The sequence below is a fragment of the Streptomyces sp. NPDC052042 genome (assembly GCF_044548345.1).
In the GTDB taxonomy this organism is placed as follows: domain Bacteria; phylum Actinomycetota; class Actinomycetes; order Streptomycetales; family Streptomycetaceae; genus Streptomyces.
The window spans coordinates 265,786-284,005 of sequence record NZ_JBIUBU010000007.1; the positions used below are offsets into that span (position 1 = coordinate 265,786).

Below are 18,220 nucleotides of genomic sequence, written 5' to 3' on the forward strand. Positions count from 1 at the left end.
TGGATCGGGAGGGCAGGGCAGAAGGCGAAGAACAGGCGGAAGACCTGAGTCGGGTTGATCCGGCGGACCGGCCGGGCCGGGCGGACCTGGCGGGTCGGGCATGACCCCGGTTCCCGCTTCCGCATCCGCCTCCGCCCCGTCCATCCGAGTGCTGATCGTGGACGACCAGATGATGGTCCGCGAGGGCTTCTCGGTCCTGCTCAATGCCATGCCGGGAATCGAAGTCGTCGGCGAGGCGGTCGACGGCCGACAGGCCATCGCGCAGGTCGCGGCGCTGCGTCCCGATGTGGTGCTGATGGACATCCGGATGCCGGAACTCAACGGTATCGAGGCCACCCGCGAGATTGTCGCCGCCGACGCGGACGCCAAGATACTGGTGCTGACCACGTTCGATCTGGACGAGTACGTGTACCAGGCGCTGCGCGCGGGGGCGTCCGGCTTCCTGCTGAAGGACGCCTCCGCGCGCCAGCTCGCGGAGGGCGTTCGGGTGGTGGCCGCCGGTGAGGCGCTGCTCGCCCCGACCGTCACCAAGCGACTGATCAACGAGTTCTCCAAGCTCGCCGATGTCCCGCGCCCGCCCGCCTACGCTCGGATCGGAGACCTCACGGAACGTGAGACGGAGGTCCTTGTCCTCATCGCCCAGGGCCGGTCGAACGCGGAGATCGCCTCGCACCTGGTGGTCGCCGAGTCCACCATCAAGACGCATGTCAGCCGCATCCTGGTGAAGCTGGGGCTGCGCGACCGCACCCAGGCCGCCGTCTTCGCCTACGAGGCGAGGCTGGTCACGCCCTCCTGATCTTCTCGCCCCGCCCGTCCGCCTGACGCTCTCGTCCCGCCTGTCCGCCTGACGCTCTCGTCCTGCCCGTCCACCCGGCGCTCCCGTCCCGCCTGGCGGGCGCCCGGCCTTTCCGCTCCGAAGCGGGTACGGGGCGGGAACGGTCAGGGGCGGGGTGGAGGCGGCCCAGGGACCGGTGCGGATGGGCGGGTCGACCGGGCACGGGGCTGGTCGGCGGTGACCTTGGCCGGTTAGCGTCCGTATATGTGCCCGTCTTCCCCTTCCGCGGCCGATGTTCCCCTCCGGTCGTCCGAGCCCTCCGGCTCCCGCGCGTCCTTTGACCCCTGGTCACCGGCGTTCGTCGCCGACCCGTACCCGGCCTACGCCGCATTGCGGGCGGCCGGACGGGCGCACTATTTCGAGCCAAGCGACCAGTGGCTCGTCCCGCATCACGCAGATGTGTCGGCACTGCTGCGCGACCGTCGTCTCGGTCGTACGTATCTGCACCGCTTCACCCACGAGGAGTTCGGCCGCACCGCCCCGCCCGCCGAGCACGAGCCCTTCCACACCCTCAACGGACAGGGGCTCCTCGACCTGGAGGCACCCGACCACACGCGGATCCGGCGCCTGGTCTCCAAGGCGTTCACTCCGCGCACGGTCGAGCGGCTCGTCCCGACGGTTCGGCGGCTCGCAGCCGAACTGGTCGACTCGTTCGTCGAGGCGGGCGGTGGCGATCTGCTGACGGCGGTCGCCGAACCGCTGCCCGTGGCCGTCATAGCCGAGATGCTCGGTATCCCGGAGTCCGACCGTGCCCCGCTGCGCCCCTGGTCGGCGGCGATCTGCGGAATGTTCGAGCTGAACCCGTCCGAGGACACCGCCCGTGCGGCCGTACGCGCCTCGCTCGACTTCTCCGCGTACCTGCGTGAACTGATCAAGGAACGACGTAAGAACCCCGGCACGGATCTCATCTCCGCGCTCATCGCCGCCCATGACGAGGGGGAGCGGCTGAGCGAACAGGAGATGATCTCCACCTGTGTACTGCTGCTCAACGCCGGGCACGAGGCGACCGTCAACACCACCGTGAACGGCTGGTGGACGCTGCTGCGCCACCCCGAACAGCTCGCCGCCCTGCGCGCCGACCACGGACTGCTGCCGACGGCGATCGAGGAACTGATGCGGTACGACACCCCGCTCCAGATGTTCGAGCGTTGGGTCCTCGATGACATCGAGATCGACGGCACGGTCATCCCGCGCGGCTCCGAGGTGGCCCTGCTCTTCGGCTCCGCCAACCGTGACCCCGCCCGCTTCGAGGCTCCGGACACCCTGGACCTGAGCCGCCGCGAGAACCCGCACATCACCTTCGGTGCGGGCATCCACTTCTGCCTCGGCGCCCCGCTGGCCCGGGTCGAACTCGCCGCATCCTTCGGTGAGTTGCTGCGACGGGCCCCGGGCCTCCGGCTGGTGGCCGAGCCAGAATGGAACCCGGGCTACGTGATCAGGGGGCCGAAGGAACTCCGTGTCGAGCTCTGAGCGAAGCGGTCGAGCTCTGACCGAAGCGAAGGCTGAAGGGGGACAGGGGGCCGGGCCCTGCGCCGCGCCCCGGCTCCCCGGGCCCGCCCCCGGGCTCGGTCCCCCGGCTCATGCGGCCGGACCCGGCCCCGGGCTCAGCGCCTCTGAGCTCAGCGCTCCCGGGCTCAGCGCTCCCGGGCTCAGCGCCCCTGGGCTCAGCGCCCCTGGGCTCAGCGCCCCTGGGCTCAGGAGCCGTGGCCCTGCGGATTTGGTCCGGTGGAGGGGGCAGGACGGCCCACCGCTCAGCACCCGGGACCGCAGAGCGGTGGGCCGGCCAGCACGTCGAAGGCCAGCCCGAAGGCCACGAGCCCCGCGAGGGCTGCCGCCGCCCCGAGGGCCGACCGCCACTTTCCTCGCAGGAGGGCGAAGAGCGCGATCCCGGTCGCGATGCCGCCGAGCACCATGACGGGAAGCCCGAGCCAGAGGACGTTCCACTCCGACTCCCCCTCGAAGCCGCCGAAGATGCCGCGTCGGCCATAGGGGGTCCAAGCGAGCACGCCGGCCGTCCCACCGACGGCGACGACCAGACAGCCGACGATCCCTCGAATGGCCTCGCTGCGGTTCTCCATGACCGACGTGACGCGGGCGGGCCATGGGACGGTTGCCACGAGGCCCGCCCGTATCACCGCTTCTCCCCTTTGACCTTCGCTTCTTCTTTTCTTCTTAGAGCTTCGCTTCTTCGCCGCGTCATCTCATCGTCGGTTCACCGCTTCGCCTCTTGTCGTCCTCGTCGCTTGTCGTCTCGCCTCCTGCCGCCTCGCCTCCTGCCGCCTCGCCTCCCGCCGTCTCGTTGCTTGTCATCTCGTGTCGCTTCGTCGTTTCTTGACAACGTTTGCCACCTGATCAGGTCAGGACATCGCGTCGTCGCAGCGCCACCATCCCGGCGACCACCAGTGCCACCGCGACCGCTGTCAGTGCGAGCACAGGGCCCCACTCCATCCCCGTGCCCCCTGGCAGTTTCGGCAGATGGGTGAACGGCGACGCGTCCATCAACGGTTGCGGCAGATCCAGAGCGGGCCCGATCCACCCCAGCGCCAGACATACCCCCGTCACGCCCCAGGACGCCGCTGCGGCCTTCGGGAGCGCCCCGTACAGCAGGACCGCGACGCCACCCAGCAACCAGATCGCGGGCACCTGCACCAGTGACGCCCCCAGCACCGCTGGGAGGTCGTGGCCGTATCCGGCGGACAGGCCGAGGCCACCCACCACCATGATCAGCACCGCGCCGCCGAACGCGACCCCCAGGTGCCCCGCCGCCCACCGCAGTCGGCTCACCCCGCACGCCAGCACCGGCTCGGCGCGACCGGCCGTCTCCTCGCTGTGCAGCCGCAGTACCGAGGCCACGACGTACAGCGCGGCGACCATGCCGAGCATGGAGACCATCGCCGCGAGGAACGCGTCGGTCAGCCCGGACTGCCCGCCCATCCGCTCGAAGATCTCCCGTGCCTTCGGGTTGTCACCGACCAGGTCCGCCGCGCCATCGGCCAGCCCGCCGAAAACCACACCGACGACGGCGAACGACAGCGTCCACCCGATCAGCGCGCCCCGCTGGAGCCGCAGCGCGAGTCCGGACGCCGACGATATCCGCCCCCGCACGGGCCCCGGCCGGGCCGCCAGAAAGCTCATACCGACATCCCGCCTCCCCGCCAGGGCGTACGCGAGGACGGCCTGGACCGCGATCGCGGTCGCCATGATGAGCAGCACCCACCAGCGTGTTCCGGCGTACGCCCGCACGTTCTCCGCCCAGCCGAGTGGGGAGAGCCAGGTCAGGACGGACGAACCGTCGTCCGTCGCCGCGTCGCCCGCCGCCTTCAGGACGAATGCGGCACCGATCACCGCCGCCGTGAGCCCCTTCGCGAGCCGTGCGCTCTCGGTGAACTGCGCCGCCGCCGCGGCCGTGCAGGCGAACAGCACACCCGTCCCGGCGACCGCCGTGGCGAGTGCCACCGCACCCGCGCCGCCCGCCCCGGATCCGGCCATGCCGGCCGCGATGACCAGCGACATGGCGGCGTTGGCGATCAACGCGGTGAGGAGTGCGGCGGTCAGCGGCGCGCGGCGCCCCACCATCGCGGAGGAGAGCATCTCCTGACGACCGGTCTCCTCTTCCTCGCGGGTGTGCCGCACGACGATGATCAGGCTCATCACGGCCGCCAGCGTCCCGGCGAAGCAGACCATCCGCCAACTGACGAGACCGCCGACGGAGTCGGCGAAGACCGGTCCGTACAGCGCCCGGAGGGAGCTGTTGCCGTTCATCGACGCGGCCAGTGCGGCACGTTGGGCAGGGGTGTCGTACAGCGAGGCGAAGGACGTGGCGACGGCGGAGAAGGAACCGCCGAGCAGGAGCACCCACAACGGCAGCATGATCCGGTCGCGTCGCAATGCGAGCCGCAGCAGCGTTCCGGTACCGGCGAACTGCCGGGCCGCGGTTCTGGTCCGGGGCCCCGCGTCGGCCGGGGTGGTCATGGTCGCGGCAGTCATCGATCGGTCACCTCCGCGCCTTCGCCGCTTTCCGGCCCGCTCTGGTCGGCGTGCGGTCCGCGGACGCCGCTCTCCCTGTGCGATGTGTCCGCCGGGCGGGGCGCCGCCGCGTGCCGTGAACCCCCGGCATCCGGAGGGGCCGTCGTGTAATGGCGGAGGAAGAGCTCCTCCAATGTGGGCGGCGTGCTGGTCAGGATCCGGACACCCGATGCGGAGAGCTTCCTGAGCACCGCGTCCAGCTTGTCCGTGTCGACCTGGAGCGTCACGCGCAGGCCCTGTATCCGCAGGTCGTGGACGCCGGGAAGGTGCGCGAGCCCGTCGGGCGCGTTGGCCAGTTCGGCGCTGATGTTCGTGCGGGTCAGATGCCGCATGTCCGCCAGCGAACCTGTCTCGACCGTCTGTCCCTGGCGGATGATGCTGACCCGATCGCAGAGCGTCTCCACCTCGCTGAGGATGTGGCTGGAGAGCAGAATCGTCCGGCCGCGCGCGCGCTCCTCGGCGACGCACTCCTGGAAGACCTCCTCCATCAGCGGATCGAGGCCGCTGGTCGGCTCGTCGAGGATCAGCAGATCCACATCGGAGGCGAAGGCGGCGACGAGAGCGACCTTCTGCCGATTCCCCTTGGAGTACGTGCGCCCCTTCTTCGTCGGGTCGAGTTCGAACCGCTCGATCAGCTCGGCGCGTCTGCTCCGGTCGAGGCCGCCGCGCAGCCGCCCGTACAGATCGATCACCTCGCCGCCCGACAGGTTGCGCCACAGCGTGACGTCACCCGGGACGTACGCCACTCTCCGATGCAGCTCCACCGCGTCGTTCCACGGATCGCGGCCCAGCAGCCGGGCGGTGCCGGAGTCGGGCCGCAGCAGCCCCAGCAGGACCCGGATGGTGGTGGACTTCCCCGAGCCGTTGGGACCGAGGAAGCCATGGACCTCACCGGTCTCGACCGTGAGGCCGAGGCCGTCCAGCGCGCGCGTCCGGCCGAACGACTTGTGCAGCTCGGCCACCCTGATTGCCTGCGTCATGTTTTTGAACGTACGCTACTTTCACAAATTTGTGAAGTTAAGGAAGTGTATAAAGTTGGGGGCAGGAGCCGCGGCGGGACCGGAGGAGCGGTGGGGCCGAAGCGGCAGGGGAGAGAACGGGCGATGGCTGGCGAAATCGAACAAACAGAACGCGAACAAACCGAACGTATAGAGCAGGTCGGCCAGGTCGGCCAGGCCGAACGGAGCGAGGGTGCCGAGCGGGATGTGGAGGCCGTGTCCCGGTTCGTCGAACGGTTCGCGTCCGATTTGACGGACGCGGGGATGCAGCGGATGGCGTCCCGCGTCTTCGCGGCGCTCCTCGCGGACGACGAGGGGGCGATGACGTCCGCCGAGCTCGCCCTGGCACTGCAGATCAGCCCCGCCGCGGTGTCCGGCGCGGTCAACTACCTCACGCAGGTCAGCATGGTCGGCCGGGAGCGCGAGCCGGGCTCGCGGCGCGACCGCTACCGCGTGCACAACGAGCTCTGGTACACCACCTTCGCCAACCGCGACCGGCTGCTCACCCGCTGGGAGAACACCCTGAACGAAGGCGTCCACACCCTGGGTGAGCGCACCCCGGCCGGGGCCAGACTCGCCGAGAGCGCGGCGTTCTTCGAGTTCATGCAGGCGGAGCTGGCCGGGATGCTGGACCGCTGGCGCGAGTATCGCAAGACGCTCGACCTGTCGACCGCCGACAGGGACCAGGAACCCTGACGGGGTGCACCCCGGCCCCGTGCTGGGGTGCACCCCGGATCCGGCTACCCCTCAGCCTCGGCCCGAGGCCGGGCCGCCGGGAGTATCAGTCCCCAGGCCCCCGCCCGTACCGTCCACGTGCGTGTCCGGACCGGGCCGCCGATCTGTACGTCCGCCCGGTAGCGGAAGTCCGCGCCCGAGACCGTCACCGCCTTCGCCTCCGCGGTGACCGGGTCGGCCGCCGGAGGGCGTATCACCACCTCCGCGAGACCGTCGTCGCCGCGCGAGGTGACCGTCACGGACTCGACCGGTCGGTCCAGGTCGTTCAGCAGGACGCCGTCCGCCTCGACCCGCAGCCGGCGTGTGGAGGGCGGGTCCGGGGGTTTCGAGGGGGTCGGGCGCACCAGGGAGCGGACCAGCGAGCGGCAGGTGTCCCACACCGTCGTGGCCCCGGTCGGGACGGCCGCCGCATCCGGCGGCGCGCTCCACCCCGGAGCACGGCCCGGGACGTGGCCCGGCGTGCGGTCCGGTCCATGGGCCGGGATGTGCAGAGCACCCAGTACGAGGCCGTCGCTGTCGTCGACCAGCAGGTCGAGCTTGCGCACGGCACCGTCCAGGGCGGTGCGCGCCGCCGCCACCGCGCCCCGCGGCACGCCGAGTGAGTGAGCGAGTTCCAGATCGTCCGCGGCGCCGACCGGGATCAACGCGAGCGACTTCCCGGCCGGCTCCCGTTCGCGGTGGAGCAGGGCCACCGCCCTGCGCAGCGCGTGGTCGTCGCCGACCACCACCGGGCGCCGAACACCCCGGCGGGACAAGGCCCGTGCGAATTCCTCAGGTCCTTCGGGCAGGCAGATCTTGGCATGCGAACCGGCGCTGAGCACGTCCTTCGCGATGCGAACGGACTCGCCGTCGGTCCGGCGAGCCGCCGGATCGATGACCACCAGCAGTTGGTGCGCACCGTCGCCGGGGGGCTGGGCAGCCGACACCTCGGTCCTTCCTCGGGTAGCATCTTGGTGCAAGAGCCCCTTGCGCTATTGCGCCAGGGGCTTCGTCTATTCCGGGGCACCCGGTTCAACGGTTCAGGCCATGCCGTACATCGTCGTACGTTCCGTACGACATTCATGTACGCCCCCTGACCTTGGACATGCCCCGCCCGGAAGGGGTGTACGCCTGTGCCCGCACTTGTGCTGCTCGGCGCTCAGTGGGGTGACGAGGGCAAGGGAAAGGCCACCGATCTACTCGGTGGTTCCGTGGATTATGTGGTGCGCTACCAGGGCGGCAACAACGCCGGCCACACGGTGGTCGTCGGTGACCAGAAGTACGCACTTCATCTCCTCCCCTCCGGGATCCTGTCGCCGGGGTGCACCCCGGTCATCGGGAACGGTGTCGTCGTCGACCCGGCGGTCCTGCTCTCCGAGCTGAGCGGGCTGAACGAGCGTGGCGTGGACACGTCCAAGCTGCTGATCAGCGGTAATGCCCATTTGATCACCCCGTACAACGTCACGATCGACAAGGTGACGGAACGGTTCCTCGGCAAGCGCCGGATCGGCACGACCGGGCGCGGAATCGGGCCGACGTACGCCGACAAGATCAACCGCGTGGGCATCCGCGTCCAGGACCTCTATGACGAGTCGATCCTGGAGCAGAAGGTCGAGGCGGCCCTGGAGCAGAAGAACCAGCTCCTGGCCAAGGTCTTCAACCGGCGCGCCATCGAGCCCGGCAAGATCGTGGAGGAGATGCTCCAGTACGCGGAGCAGATCAAGCCCTACATCGCCGACACGACGCTGATCCTGAACAACGCCATCGACGAGGGCAAGGTCGTCCTGTTCGAGGGCGGTCAGGGCACGCTGCTCGACGTCGACCACGGCACGTACCCCTTCGTCACCTCGTCGAACCCGACGGCGGGCGGTGCCTGCACCGGTGCGGGCGTGGGCCCGACGAAGATCAGCCGGGTCATCGGCATCCTCAAGGCGTACACCACCCGCGTCGGTGCGGGCCCGTTCCCGACCGAGCTGTTCGACGAGGACGGCGAGGCGCTGCGCCGGATCGGCGGCGAGCGCGGGGTCACCACCGGCCGTGACCGTCGCTGCGGCTGGTTCGACGCGGTGATCGCGCGGTACGCGACCCGGGTCAACGGTCTCACCGACTTCTTCCTCACCAAGCTGGACGTGCTGACCGGCTGGGAGCAGATCCCGGTCTGCGTCGCGTACGAGATCGACGGCAAGCGGGTCGAGGAACTGCCGTACAGTCAGACCGACTTCCACCACGCGAAGCCGGTCTACGAGATGCTGCCGGGCTGGTCGGAGGACATCACGGAGGCCAAGACCTTCGCCGACCTGCCGAAGAACGCGCAGTCGTACGTGAAGGCGCTGGAGGAGATGTCCGGCGCCCCGATCTCCGCGATCGGTGTCGGCCCCGGCCGCACCGAGACCATCGAGATCAACTCCTTCCTGTAGGGCTCCCCGCGGGAAGCAGCGTGCGTGGCGAGGGGCCGGAACCGCGTGTTCCGGCCCCTTGTGCGCGTCCCGGACCCGGCGCTGGAATACCTTGCGGGTGCCGGAGTCGGCGCTCCGGCTGGCCAGGATGACGGGCAGGTCGGGACCGCCGTGGGCCTTCCGGTTGCGGATGTCGCCCCGATAGATCCTCCGGATGGCGTCGAGGGCCAGGTTCTTCAGCGGTACGCGGTCGCTGACGACGAGCCGGAAGAGCGGGACGGCGACCCTGTTCTCGCGGAATTCCGGGAAACCGTCCGGTCCGGGCCCGTCGGAGAAGGCGATCAGCGCGGGTGAACCGGACTTCCCTGCCTTCGCCCCGCGGTTGGCCGGCTCCCGTACGCCCGCGGTGCTGCCGTGCGGGTCGACGGAGATGTCGGAGCCCTCGCAGCCCTTCTCGTACTTGTCCGCCGTGCGTGTCCGTGGTCCGCGTCCTGCCCGGTTCCCTGGTCTGGCCGATTCCGGCCGTCCGAAAACGAGGGAGTTGGTCTAGACCTTGACAGGTTCGCGTCGGCAGGACTTGAGTGACGGCAACGTGCAGACGGTTCGCCGACGCGCTCGGCGCGCCCCTCGGAGGAGTGTGAAGCGCTGAAACGCATCAAGAGTCTTCTGGCCGTGCTGGGAGCCGTCGCCGCGACGGTGGTGTTCCTCCCCGCGTCCGCAGCGGCCTCGGCGCCCGCCGCCTCGGCTTCCGTGCCCGCCGCTTCCGTTTCCGCGTTTTCCGTCTTCCCGGTTTCCGTCTCCGCGTCCGGCCCCGTCGGGCAGAACGCGAACGCGTCGTGTGCGCCCGTGTGGAGTGCCTCGACCGCGTACGCCGCAGGTGGCGCCGTCTCGCATCACGGGCGCAACTGGACGGCCAAGTGGTGGACGCGGAACGAGAATCCGGGCGCCACCACCGTATGGGCCGATCAGGGCGCCTGTACGGGAGGCGTGTCCGACTTCGTCATCAGCGAGGAACAGTTCGACCGGATCTTCCCGGACCGGGACCCCTTCTACACGTACCAGGGCCTGATCGACGCCCTGCACGCCTACCCGCGCTTCGCGAACACCGGAACACCGGAGACGCGTGCCCGGGAGGCCGCGGCGTTCCTGACCCACGCCGACTTCGAGTCGGTCGGGCTGCGGTATGTGAAGGAGATCAACGAGGCCAACTACTGGCGCAAATGCGACTACAGCATGCCCTACGGCTGCCCGGCCGGTCAGGCCGCGTACTACGGCCGCGGCCCGATCATGTTCAGCTGGAACTTCAACTACAAGACCGCGGGCGACGCACTCGGTCTCGACCTGCTCAACGACCCCTGGCTGGTCGAGCGGGATCCGTCCGTCGCCTGGCGCACGGCCCTCTGGTACTGGAACACCCAGAACGGCCCCGGCACCATGACCTCGCACGATGCCATGGTCGGCGGCGCGGGCTTCGGCGAGACGATCCGCTCGTTGAACGGGGCCCTGGAGTGCGATGGCGGCAACCCCGACTCGGTCGCGGCACGGGTCGCGGCGTATGAGCGGATCACCGGCATCCTCGGTACGGCGCCGGGCTCCCGGCTGTCCTGCTGACTGCGACTGACCGCCACCGTCGTCACCACTGACTGCGACGGCTACCGCGACCGGCCGTCACCGCGACGGCAACTGCGATCGCGTTCCGCATGCTGGACGGGCCCGGAGGTTTCTCCTCCGGGCCCGTCGGTTCTTTCCGGCCACGATCCAGACCAAGTCCTTCCAACCTTTTCCCTGTTGAAGGCGGGTGGGGCTGGAACGGTGCGCTGTCAACCGGGCCCGGAGGTGCGGGGACGGGAAGATTTCACAGGCTGGTCTAGACCTTGACGGTCTGGGCCGGTGGCGCTTGAGTAACCGTCATCCCCCCATGGCGGCGCACCGTCTTGCTACGGTGCGCCGCGCCGAAGGAGTGATCACGTGATCAAACGCGTCATGGGCCTGTTCGCCGCGCTGGGCGCGGTCGTCGCCATGGTCGTGGCTCTCCCGGCCACCACCGCCGCCGCGGCGGCTGACTGCGCGGCCCCCTGGAGCCCCTCGTCCGTCTACACCGGTGGCGGAACGGTCTCCCACAACGGGCACAACTGGACCGCCAAGTGGTGGACCCAGAACGAGGCCCCCGGAAGCTCCGATGTCTGGGCCGACCAGGGAAGTTGCGGTAGTGGCGGTGGCGGTACGGACCCGGGCGATCCGTCCGGATTCGTCGTCAGCGAGGCGCAGTTCAACCAGATGTTCCCGAACCGGAACTCCTTCTACACGTACAGCGGTCTCACCGCCGCGCTGAGCGCCTACCCGGGCTTCGCGAACACCGGGAGCGACACCGTCAAGCGCCAGGAGGCGGCGGCGTTCCTCGCCAACGTCAGCCACGAGACGGGCGGCCTCGTGTACGTGGTCGAGCAGAACACGTCGAACTACCCCCACTACTGCGACAGCAGCCAGCCCTACGGCTGCCCGGCCGGTCAGGCCGCGTACTACGGCCGCGGCCCGATCCAGCTCAGCTGGAACTTCAACTACAAGGCCGCCGGTGACGCCCTCGGCATCGATCTGCTGCGCAACCCGTACCTGGTCGAGCAGGACGCGTCGGTCGCCTGGAAGACCGGCCTCTGGTACTGGAACACCCAGAACGGACCGGGCACCATGACCGCCCACCAGGCCATGGTGAACGGCGCCGGATTCGGCGAGACCATCCGGTCCATCAACGGATCCCTCGAATGCAACGGCGGCAACCCCGCCCAGGTCCAGAGCCGCATCGACCGTTACAAGGCGTTCGCGCAGATCCTCGGAACCACCCCCGGCAACAACCTGAGTTGCTGACGTCGGTGGTCCTGCCCGGGCCGGTGGTGGTGCCGGTGGGCGGATTCCGCACCCGTACGTGACGCGGGGGCGTGCCCGGCTCGGCCGGACACGCCCCCGTTCGCATGTCCCCGTTCCGGTTTCGGGGAGGGGCATTTGGGGTGGGGTCAGAAGGCGGCTGACTCGCCCGCGATCTCCAGGGCGCGGAGGGCCAGCCACAGGTCGTAACGGGCGCTGGGTGCCTGGAGCAGTGAGCGCTGAAACACTGATTCGAGACGCATGAGGCGTTTACGCGCGCCTGGTACGGAGATCCCCAACGCGGCGGCCGTCTGCGCAAGCTGGGCCTCGCAGCCCAGCCAGACGCGGAGGGTGGCGCGGGGGTCGGCGGTGCTCCGGGAGCCGTTCGACTCCACGAGCGGGCGCAACTGGTGCATCGCCCATTCCCGGACGGCCGGGCCGCGCAGGATGTGGTCCAACCGTTGTGACGGAGCGGGCACCGGCACCGTCTCGCCCCGGCCGACCGGCTTGTGCGGCGCGTCCCGCTCTTTCCGCTCGTCCTGCTCTTCCTGTCCCGTCGGCCTGCTTTGGCCGGCCTGGCTGTCCTGGCCGCCCTGGTCACCCCGGCCGTTCGGGTCTGGTGTCCGGGGCGTGTGGGACACATGGGGTGTGCGGTCGGTGCGGGGTGCGGTGGGCGTGGCGCGGATACGCAGGGCGAGATCGAGGGCGGCCTGGTCGGCGAGCCGGTTCAGGTCGAGGCCCAGCAGTTCACCGATCAGTCGCAGTCGCGCCGCGAGGGTGTTCCGGTGGATCTTCAGATGCTGGGTGGCGTGCGAGGAGAAGGAGAGCCAGGAGGAGAGCGTCGCCGTGAGCTCCTGACTTCCCGGGTCGTGGCTGCGGCGCGGCACATGGGTGAGCAGCGGGTTCAAAAGCGCGTCCGCCCACCGCGCACCGGCCGTGCCGACGACCAGGGCCGCCTCCGGCGCCGCCCCGAACCGGGCGTGCCGGGAGGGCAGCCCACGGGCCACGGCCAGGGCGTGGAACGCCTGACGGTACCCGGTCGCCGTGTCGGACAGCGGTACGTCCTCGCTCGCCCCGACGACGCATTCGTCCACGGCGTCGGCGACCCGGCGCCCGACCGGAGGGTCGGCCGAGTCCGGACCGGCCGGCACGACCAGGATCAGATGGCGCGCGTACACCGGGCACCGCACGATCCAGGACCTGCCGCCGGAGATCTCCGCGCAGACCCGGGCCACCTCGCCACGGCGGCCCACGGGGCACTCCACGACGCACACCCTCACCGGGTCGGGTAGTTCGGGCTTCAGCGCCCCCGCGACCTGATGCGCGATGGAGAGCTGGCCGGTCATGAGCAGGTGCAGCACCGCCTCGCGGCTGCGGGACTCCGCCAGCTCGACGCGGCGGCGGCTGCGTTCCACGGTCTCCGCCGCCCAGCACATGGCGAGCGGCACGGCGACATCGGAGACCAGCGTGGCGAGCCCGTCCGGCAGCGGGCGCGGAGCGACGACGGCCAGAAGTGGGGCGAGGGTGTCGGGCGGTCCGTCCAGAGGGAACAGCAGCACGGTGTGCGGTCCCTTGTCGAACGAGAAGGAGCGCGCGCCGAGCGATGCCAGCTCCTTGGCGCCGTCGGTCGCCAGCGTGGCGGCCTCGGCGGCCCACGCGTCGGTTCCGGCGGCTGGTCCGTCGGCTCCGGAGGGGTCGGCGTCGGCGCCGCCTCCGGCTGCTGGGCCGCCGGTTCGGTGCGGCGGTTTGCCTGCTTTGGGAAGGGGTGTGCCGATTCCAGCGGGCGCGCTGTCAAGTCCAGTGGACCGTGTGCCGGTTGTGGCGGGTGGTCTGCCGGTTCCAGCGGATGGTGTGCCCGTCCTCGTCTCCGACCGGCCGGCCGTCTCCGCGGCGGTGCCGTTCTGCCCTCGGGTCGCGCCGTGCAGGACGTCGCCGCCCGCGTCGAGCAGACCGGCCCAGCCCTCGGCGCGGCCGGACAACCAGCGCAGAAGTTCCCGCGATCCACCGGTCCGGGCCAGCCGGTACATCTTCAGTACGTCGTCGGCCCGTTGCCGCCCGTGCACCCGTCCTCCGCTCATCGAGCCGCCGTGCTCCCGTGCTCCCGTGTTCCGGGGCTTTCACGTCCAGGCGCCCTTGCCTTCGCGCTCTTGCTGCCCCGAGCCGCCGCGCTCGCCGAAACCGGAGCGCAACATACCGGTTTCATTGTGCGAACTGATACCTCAGGCGGCCCACGCAGTGCGAATTGAAGCTTTCTGTCGTCTACCCGACGCTTTAGAGTCCGAACACGGTTGCGGCGCCTTTCGGGGGGAAGTGCACGGGGGCGACGGCAGCGGCTCACGGGGGTGGCCGCTGTCGTCGGCCGCAACCGTTCTTTCTCTTTCGCTCTCCTCCTGTTTTGTCCTTTTCTGGCCATCTTTGGCTTTTGTTGGTCTGCTTTTACCTCTTATCGGCGGCGGTGTCGGTACTTCGCTGATCGTTGTCAGTGGTGGTCTTTAGGGTCTCCTCACGACCAGGACCGTGAGCGGAGCCGACCGGGAGAGACCATCGCCATGGAATTCCGTATTGACTGCAGGGAACTGACCGACGCCGTGATCTGGGCGGCCCGGGTGCTTCCGGCTCGTTCGACCGTTCCGGTGCTGGGTGGGCTGCTGCTGAAGGCGGAGGGGAACCGACTGCGCATCTCGGGACTCGACTACGAGGCGTCTGCGTGCATCGAGGTGGACGCGGAGGTCCTGCGCCCCGGACAGGTGCTGGTCATGGGCCGGCGGTTGGTGGATGTGGGCCGGGTGCTGCCCGACGGCGTGGTGGAGTGCGCGATCGAGGGGGCGCGGTTCTCCCTGACGGGCGGTGATGCCCGGTTCGGGCTCTCGATACTGCCGCTCGACGACTATCCGGCGTTGCCCGACCTGCCCGCGGTGCTCGGCCAGGTGGACGCGGAGGAGTTCGCCGGGGCGGTCGCCCAGGTGTCGGCGGCGGCGGGCTGGGACGACGCGCTGCCGACGCTGACCGGTGTGCGGCTGGCACTCGACGGCGACAGGATGACGCTCGCCGCGACGGACCGTTACCGGTTCGCGGTGCGCACGATTCCGTGGAAGCCCGAGGTGGAGGACGTCTCGGCGGATGTGCTGGTGTCCGCCCGCAGACTGTCCGAGATCACCCGCTCCTTCGGCCGGTCCGAGGCGTGCCGGATAGCTCTGGACGGCGGTTCCGTCGGCTTCGAGCAGAGTGGTATGCGGACGACGGTGCGGCTGCTCGACGGCCGGCTCCCGCACCATGACAAGCTGTTCGCGATGACGGACCCGGTCCGCGCGGTTCTGGACTGGGCGGAGCTGACGGCAGCGGCCAGACGGGTCGGCGTGGTCGCGGAGGGCGGCAGCCCGTTGCAACTGACGTTCTCGGGCGGCTCGGTGCTGCTTCAGGCGGGGTACGAGGACGACGTGGCCTCTCAGCGTCTGGACGCCGAGCTCATAGGCGCCGATGAGATGACGGTCGCGTTCGATCCGGTGTATTTGTCGGACGCGCTGGGCTCGTTCCGCTCACCGGTGGTCCGACTCGACCTGATGGGCCCGGGACAGCGCGCGATGGTCACCGCCTGGGCATCCCGGGAGGACGCGGTCCGGTCGGAAGCGTCCCCCGACCACCAACATCTCCTGATGTCGGTCAGACCTCTGGTCTAAGGGCTGTCCCGTACCCCGTGGTGGATCGGCGTGTGGCGTCGGCTGTGATGCGGCGCGAGGCGGAGGAGCGCCCGCATACCGGATGTGTGCGCAGGCTCCGCCAGCGCGGTGAGGTGCCCCGGTTGTCGGCGGGCGCCCGCCAGGGATGACGGACGGCCCGTGGGGCAGGGGCTGGGAGGGACGCGGGGCGGCGATCCGTGGGGCGTGGTCTGTTCCCCGTGCGGGAGCGGCCCCCTGCCGTATCCGACGGCGCTGGTGCCGGGAGGAGCACTGACCGGGGGCAGGAGACGTCAGCCGGACCGTGTGTAGGTCAACTGGCCGCTGCCGTCCGTGTTCTCGCGACGCAGCGAACCATCCGGTAGCAGTGTGAGCACGGTCGGTTTGCCCGCCGTGCAGGACGGCATCGGCTCACCGACGACCACCGCGGAGGCACCGACCTCCATCGGGCCGGACGCGGACGGTTCTGCGGCCAGAGCGGCCTCGAAGACGCAGTGGTACGAGCCACCGCCGTCCAGCGGCCCGTCCGCGGTGAGGGTGAGCACGGTCTGGCCGACCGCGCCCTGGCGGATGACGAGTTCCCGGGTCGAACGGCCCGAAGGGCTGTCGATGGCCCCCGCCCAGCTGCCCAGGTAGCCGGAGGGTATGGGGCCGTCGCCGCTCCGCCGGTCGCCGGAGGGCGAACCGTCCGAGGCCGGGGAAGCCGGGATGTCGGGGCCGTTCGCCCCCGCGGAGGTTCCGGCCGATGGCGGTGACACGGTGGCGGAGGGAGCGGGCTTCTGGCCCTTGTCGCTCATCAGCGCGTAGACGGAACCGCCCGCGCCGATCGCGACGAGCACGGCCACCGCGATGAGCGCGATCGTCGCCCCGTTGCCGCGACGGACGGGTTCCGGCGCGGGCTGCGAGGCGGTGGTGTAGAGCGGTCCGTACGGGGGCGTCGCGTCGAACCCGGGCTGCTGGTAGTCGAACCCGGGCTGTTGACAAGGGAGTGACTGCTGCGGATAGCCATGGCCCGCGCCGCTCTGCTGCGTGCCGAACGCGACCTGACCGGGGTGCGGGTGCGCGGGCTGCTGGGGCGGATATCCGTACGCGTGGGAAGGCGGTGCGGGAAGGGGCTCGGGCACGGGGGTGCCGACCATGGTGGGCATCGTATGGACGGCATCGGGCGGGTACGGGGCGGTCCGGTCCGCCGACGCATCCGACGTGACGGAACCATCGGGCGCGGAGGAGGCAAGGGAGGCTGAGGAAACGGGAGAGGCAGGAGAGGTGGAGGAAGCAGGAGAAGCAGCAGAAGTAGGAGAGGCAGGAAGGGCGAGGGAAGCAGAAGAAGCAGAAGGGGCGGGAGGTCCGGAGGTGACCGGAGGGGCCGAGGGGGCGCCGTCCACCGTGGCCGGCAGGTTTGCGGCCAGAGGCTGCTCGGGGTCTTTCTCGGGGTCCTCCTCCGGGTTCTCGGAGTCCAGCAGTTCCACGGCGTGGCGCCCGAGCTGGGCGATGAGCGCGGCCGGGAGCCATGGCTCCGTTGCGTCGTAGTCCGCCAGGCGGTCCAGGATCGCGTCCGTCGACGGGCGGGCGGCGGGATCCTTGTGCAGGCAGTCGCGGACCAGCTCGACGAGATCCACCGGGACGCCGGTCAGATCCGGTTCCTCCTGGGCGATCCGGTACATCTGCGCGTGCGCGCCGCTGTCGGACGCCCCGAACGGAAGTCGGCCGGTCGACGCGTACGCCAGCACCGAGCCGAGGCAGAACACGTCGCACGCCGGGGTCACCCGCTCGCCGCGCACCTGCTCGGGCGACATGAACCCGGGCGAACCGACGAGCGCCCCGGTACGGGTGAGGCCACCGTCGGTGACGGTGTCCAGTGCCCGGGCTATACCGAAGTCGATGACGCGCGGACCATCGATCGTCAGCAGGATGTTGGAGGGCTTCAGGTCGCGGTGCACGAGCCCGGCGGCATGGATGGCGCGGAGCGCGTGGGCGAGCCCGGTCCCCAGGATGTGGACCGAGCGCTGGGGCAGCGGGCCGTACCCGCCCGCCACCGATGCCGCACCCATGACAGGACCCGTTGCCGCGGCGGGACCCGGCCGCCCGGAGACCGTGGCCTGGAGGGAGGGACCCGCGACATAGCCGGTCGCCACCCAGGGCACGGCCGCCTCGGTGTCGGCGTCCAGCACCGGGGCCGTCCAAGCGGAGCCGATCCGGCGCGCCGCCCGTACCTCCCGGCGGAACCGGTCACGGAACTCCTGCCGCTCGGCGAGCTCGCCGCGTACCAGCTTGATCGCGACGGTGCGGCCACGGTCGGAACGGGCCAGATAGACCTGTCCCATCCCACCGGCGCCGAGCCGGCCCAGCAGGCGGTAGCCGTCGATCCGCAGCGGGTCGGCGGGCCCGAGCTTGTCCATGGTGTGCGTCCTCCCCCTGCGGCGAATGCGCCGGAACGCGTTGAGGATAGCGGCGCACGCTGCCGCCCCGAAGGGGCTGGAACCAGGCCCCTTTGGGGGGCAACTCCCCGGTCTCCGGCCGCCCGGCCGCCGGGCTGTTCCCGTCGCCGGTGACCACGTGAACCGGCGGCCGTCACGTGAAGCCGGATCGTGCCGCTCGTGGTCCACGTCGGTCGTGGCCCACGCTGACCGTGGCCACGTCAGCCGGTGCCCGCACTCGTGAACCGGCAGCCGTACTCGTGAACCGGCAGCCGTACACGCGGGCCCGTGCCCGTCACGC

13 protein-coding genes and 1 pseudogene are annotated in these 18,220 nt (G+C 70.4%); 7 read left to right on the plus strand and 7 right to left on the minus strand.

Annotated elements, in window-relative coordinates:
• Window positions 1-100: 100 nt before the first annotated feature.
• The gene (locus tag ACIHCL_RS15375) at window positions 101-796 is read left to right on the plus strand and encodes a response regulator (RefSeq protein ID WP_399861756.1); all 696 of its coding nucleotides are present in this window, start codon (window positions 101-103) and stop codon (window positions 794-796) included.
• 243 nt (window positions 797-1,039) lie between these two features.
• Window positions 1,040-2,305: a cytochrome P450 gene (locus ACIHCL_RS15380; RefSeq protein ID WP_399861758.1), complete on the plus strand. Its 1,266-nt coding sequence runs from the start codon at window positions 1,040-1,042 to the stop codon at window positions 2,303-2,305.
• Window positions 2,306-2,586: 281 nt separating this feature from the next.
• On the opposite strand, the gene ACIHCL_RS15385 is transcribed toward ACIHCL_RS15380, so the two are convergent.
• The 3 genes from ACIHCL_RS15385 to ACIHCL_RS15395 all read right to left on the minus strand — a co-directional run bounded on the left by ACIHCL_RS15385 (window position 2,587) and on the right by ACIHCL_RS15395 (window position 5,841).
• Window positions 2,587-2,952: a hypothetical protein gene (locus tag ACIHCL_RS15385; protein WP_399861760.1), complete on the minus strand. Its 366-nt coding sequence runs from the start codon at window positions 2,950-2,952 to the stop codon at window positions 2,587-2,589.
• A gap of 235 nt (window positions 2,953-3,187) precedes the next feature.
• A complete protein-coding gene (locus ACIHCL_RS15390) occupies window positions 3,188-4,822 on the minus strand; it encodes an ABC transporter permease (RefSeq protein ID WP_399861763.1) in 1,635 nt (544 codons plus the stop codon).
• Window positions 4,819-5,841: an ATP-binding cassette domain-containing protein gene (locus ACIHCL_RS15395; protein ID WP_399861766.1), complete on the minus strand. Its 1,023-nt coding sequence runs from the start codon at window positions 5,839-5,841 to the stop codon at window positions 4,819-4,821. Before ACIHCL_RS15395 ends, ACIHCL_RS15390 begins: the two co-directional genes overlap by 4 nt.
• Window positions 5,842-5,964: 123 nt before the next feature.
• Between ACIHCL_RS15395 and ACIHCL_RS15400 the strand changes: the two genes are divergently transcribed.
• The gene (locus tag ACIHCL_RS15400; RefSeq protein ID WP_399861769.1) at window positions 5,965-6,555 is read left to right on the plus strand and encodes a GbsR/MarR family transcriptional regulator; all 591 of its coding nucleotides are present in this window, start codon (window positions 5,965-5,967) and stop codon (window positions 6,553-6,555) included.
• A gap of 44 nt (window positions 6,556-6,599) precedes the next feature.
• Here the strand turns inward: ACIHCL_RS15400 and ACIHCL_RS15405 are convergent, their stop codons facing one another.
• Window positions 6,600-7,520, minus strand: a complete 921-nt coding sequence (locus ACIHCL_RS15405) for a diacylglycerol kinase family protein (protein WP_399861771.1) — start codon at window positions 7,518-7,520, stop codon at window positions 6,600-6,602.
• A 186-nt stretch (window positions 7,521-7,706) separates the two neighbouring features.
• Between ACIHCL_RS15405 and ACIHCL_RS15410 the strand changes: the two genes are divergently transcribed.
• Complete coding sequence (locus ACIHCL_RS15410) at window positions 7,707-8,990, plus strand: adenylosuccinate synthase (protein ID WP_399861774.1); 1,284 nt, start codon at window positions 7,707-7,709, stop codon at window positions 8,988-8,990.
• A gap of 114 nt (window positions 8,991-9,104) precedes the next feature.
• Here the strand turns inward: ACIHCL_RS15410 and ACIHCL_RS15415 are convergent.
• Window positions 9,105-9,401: pseudogene (locus tag ACIHCL_RS15415) on the minus strand (phosphate ABC transporter substrate-binding protein); the annotation flags it as partial.
• 318 nt (window positions 9,402-9,719) lie between these two features.
• Here ACIHCL_RS15415 and ACIHCL_RS15420 point away from each other — a divergent pair.
• Both ACIHCL_RS15420 and ACIHCL_RS15425 read left to right on the plus strand, forming a co-directional pair.
• A complete protein-coding gene (locus tag ACIHCL_RS15420) occupies window positions 9,720-10,580 on the plus strand; it encodes a glycoside hydrolase family 19 protein (RefSeq protein ID WP_399861883.1) in 861 nt (286 codons plus the stop codon).
• A gap of 357 nt (window positions 10,581-10,937) precedes the next feature.
• Window positions 10,938-11,831, plus strand: a complete 894-nt coding sequence (locus tag ACIHCL_RS15425) for a glycoside hydrolase family 19 protein (protein ID WP_399861777.1) — start codon at window positions 10,938-10,940, stop codon at window positions 11,829-11,831.
• Window positions 11,832-11,977: 146 nt separating this feature from the next.
• Here the strand turns inward: ACIHCL_RS15425 and ACIHCL_RS15430 are convergent, their stop codons facing one another.
• Entirely contained in the window at window positions 11,978-13,906 is a 1,929-nt protein-coding gene (locus ACIHCL_RS15430; protein ID WP_399861779.1) for a PucR family transcriptional regulator, read from the minus strand.
• 471 nt (window positions 13,907-14,377) lie between these two features.
• Between ACIHCL_RS15430 and dnaN the strand changes: the two genes are divergently transcribed.
• Window positions 14,378-15,505, plus strand: coding sequence for a DNA polymerase III subunit beta (gene dnaN, locus ACIHCL_RS15435; protein ID WP_399861781.1), 1,128 nt, complete (start codon window positions 14,378-14,380; stop codon window positions 15,503-15,505).
• Window positions 15,506-15,795: 290 nt separating this feature from the next.
• Here dnaN and ACIHCL_RS15440 read toward each other — a convergent pair whose 3' ends face one another.
• Entirely contained in the window at window positions 15,796-17,901 is a 2,106-nt protein-coding gene (locus ACIHCL_RS15440; protein ID WP_399861783.1) for a protein kinase, read from the minus strand.
• Window positions 17,902-18,220: the final 319 nt, after the last annotated feature.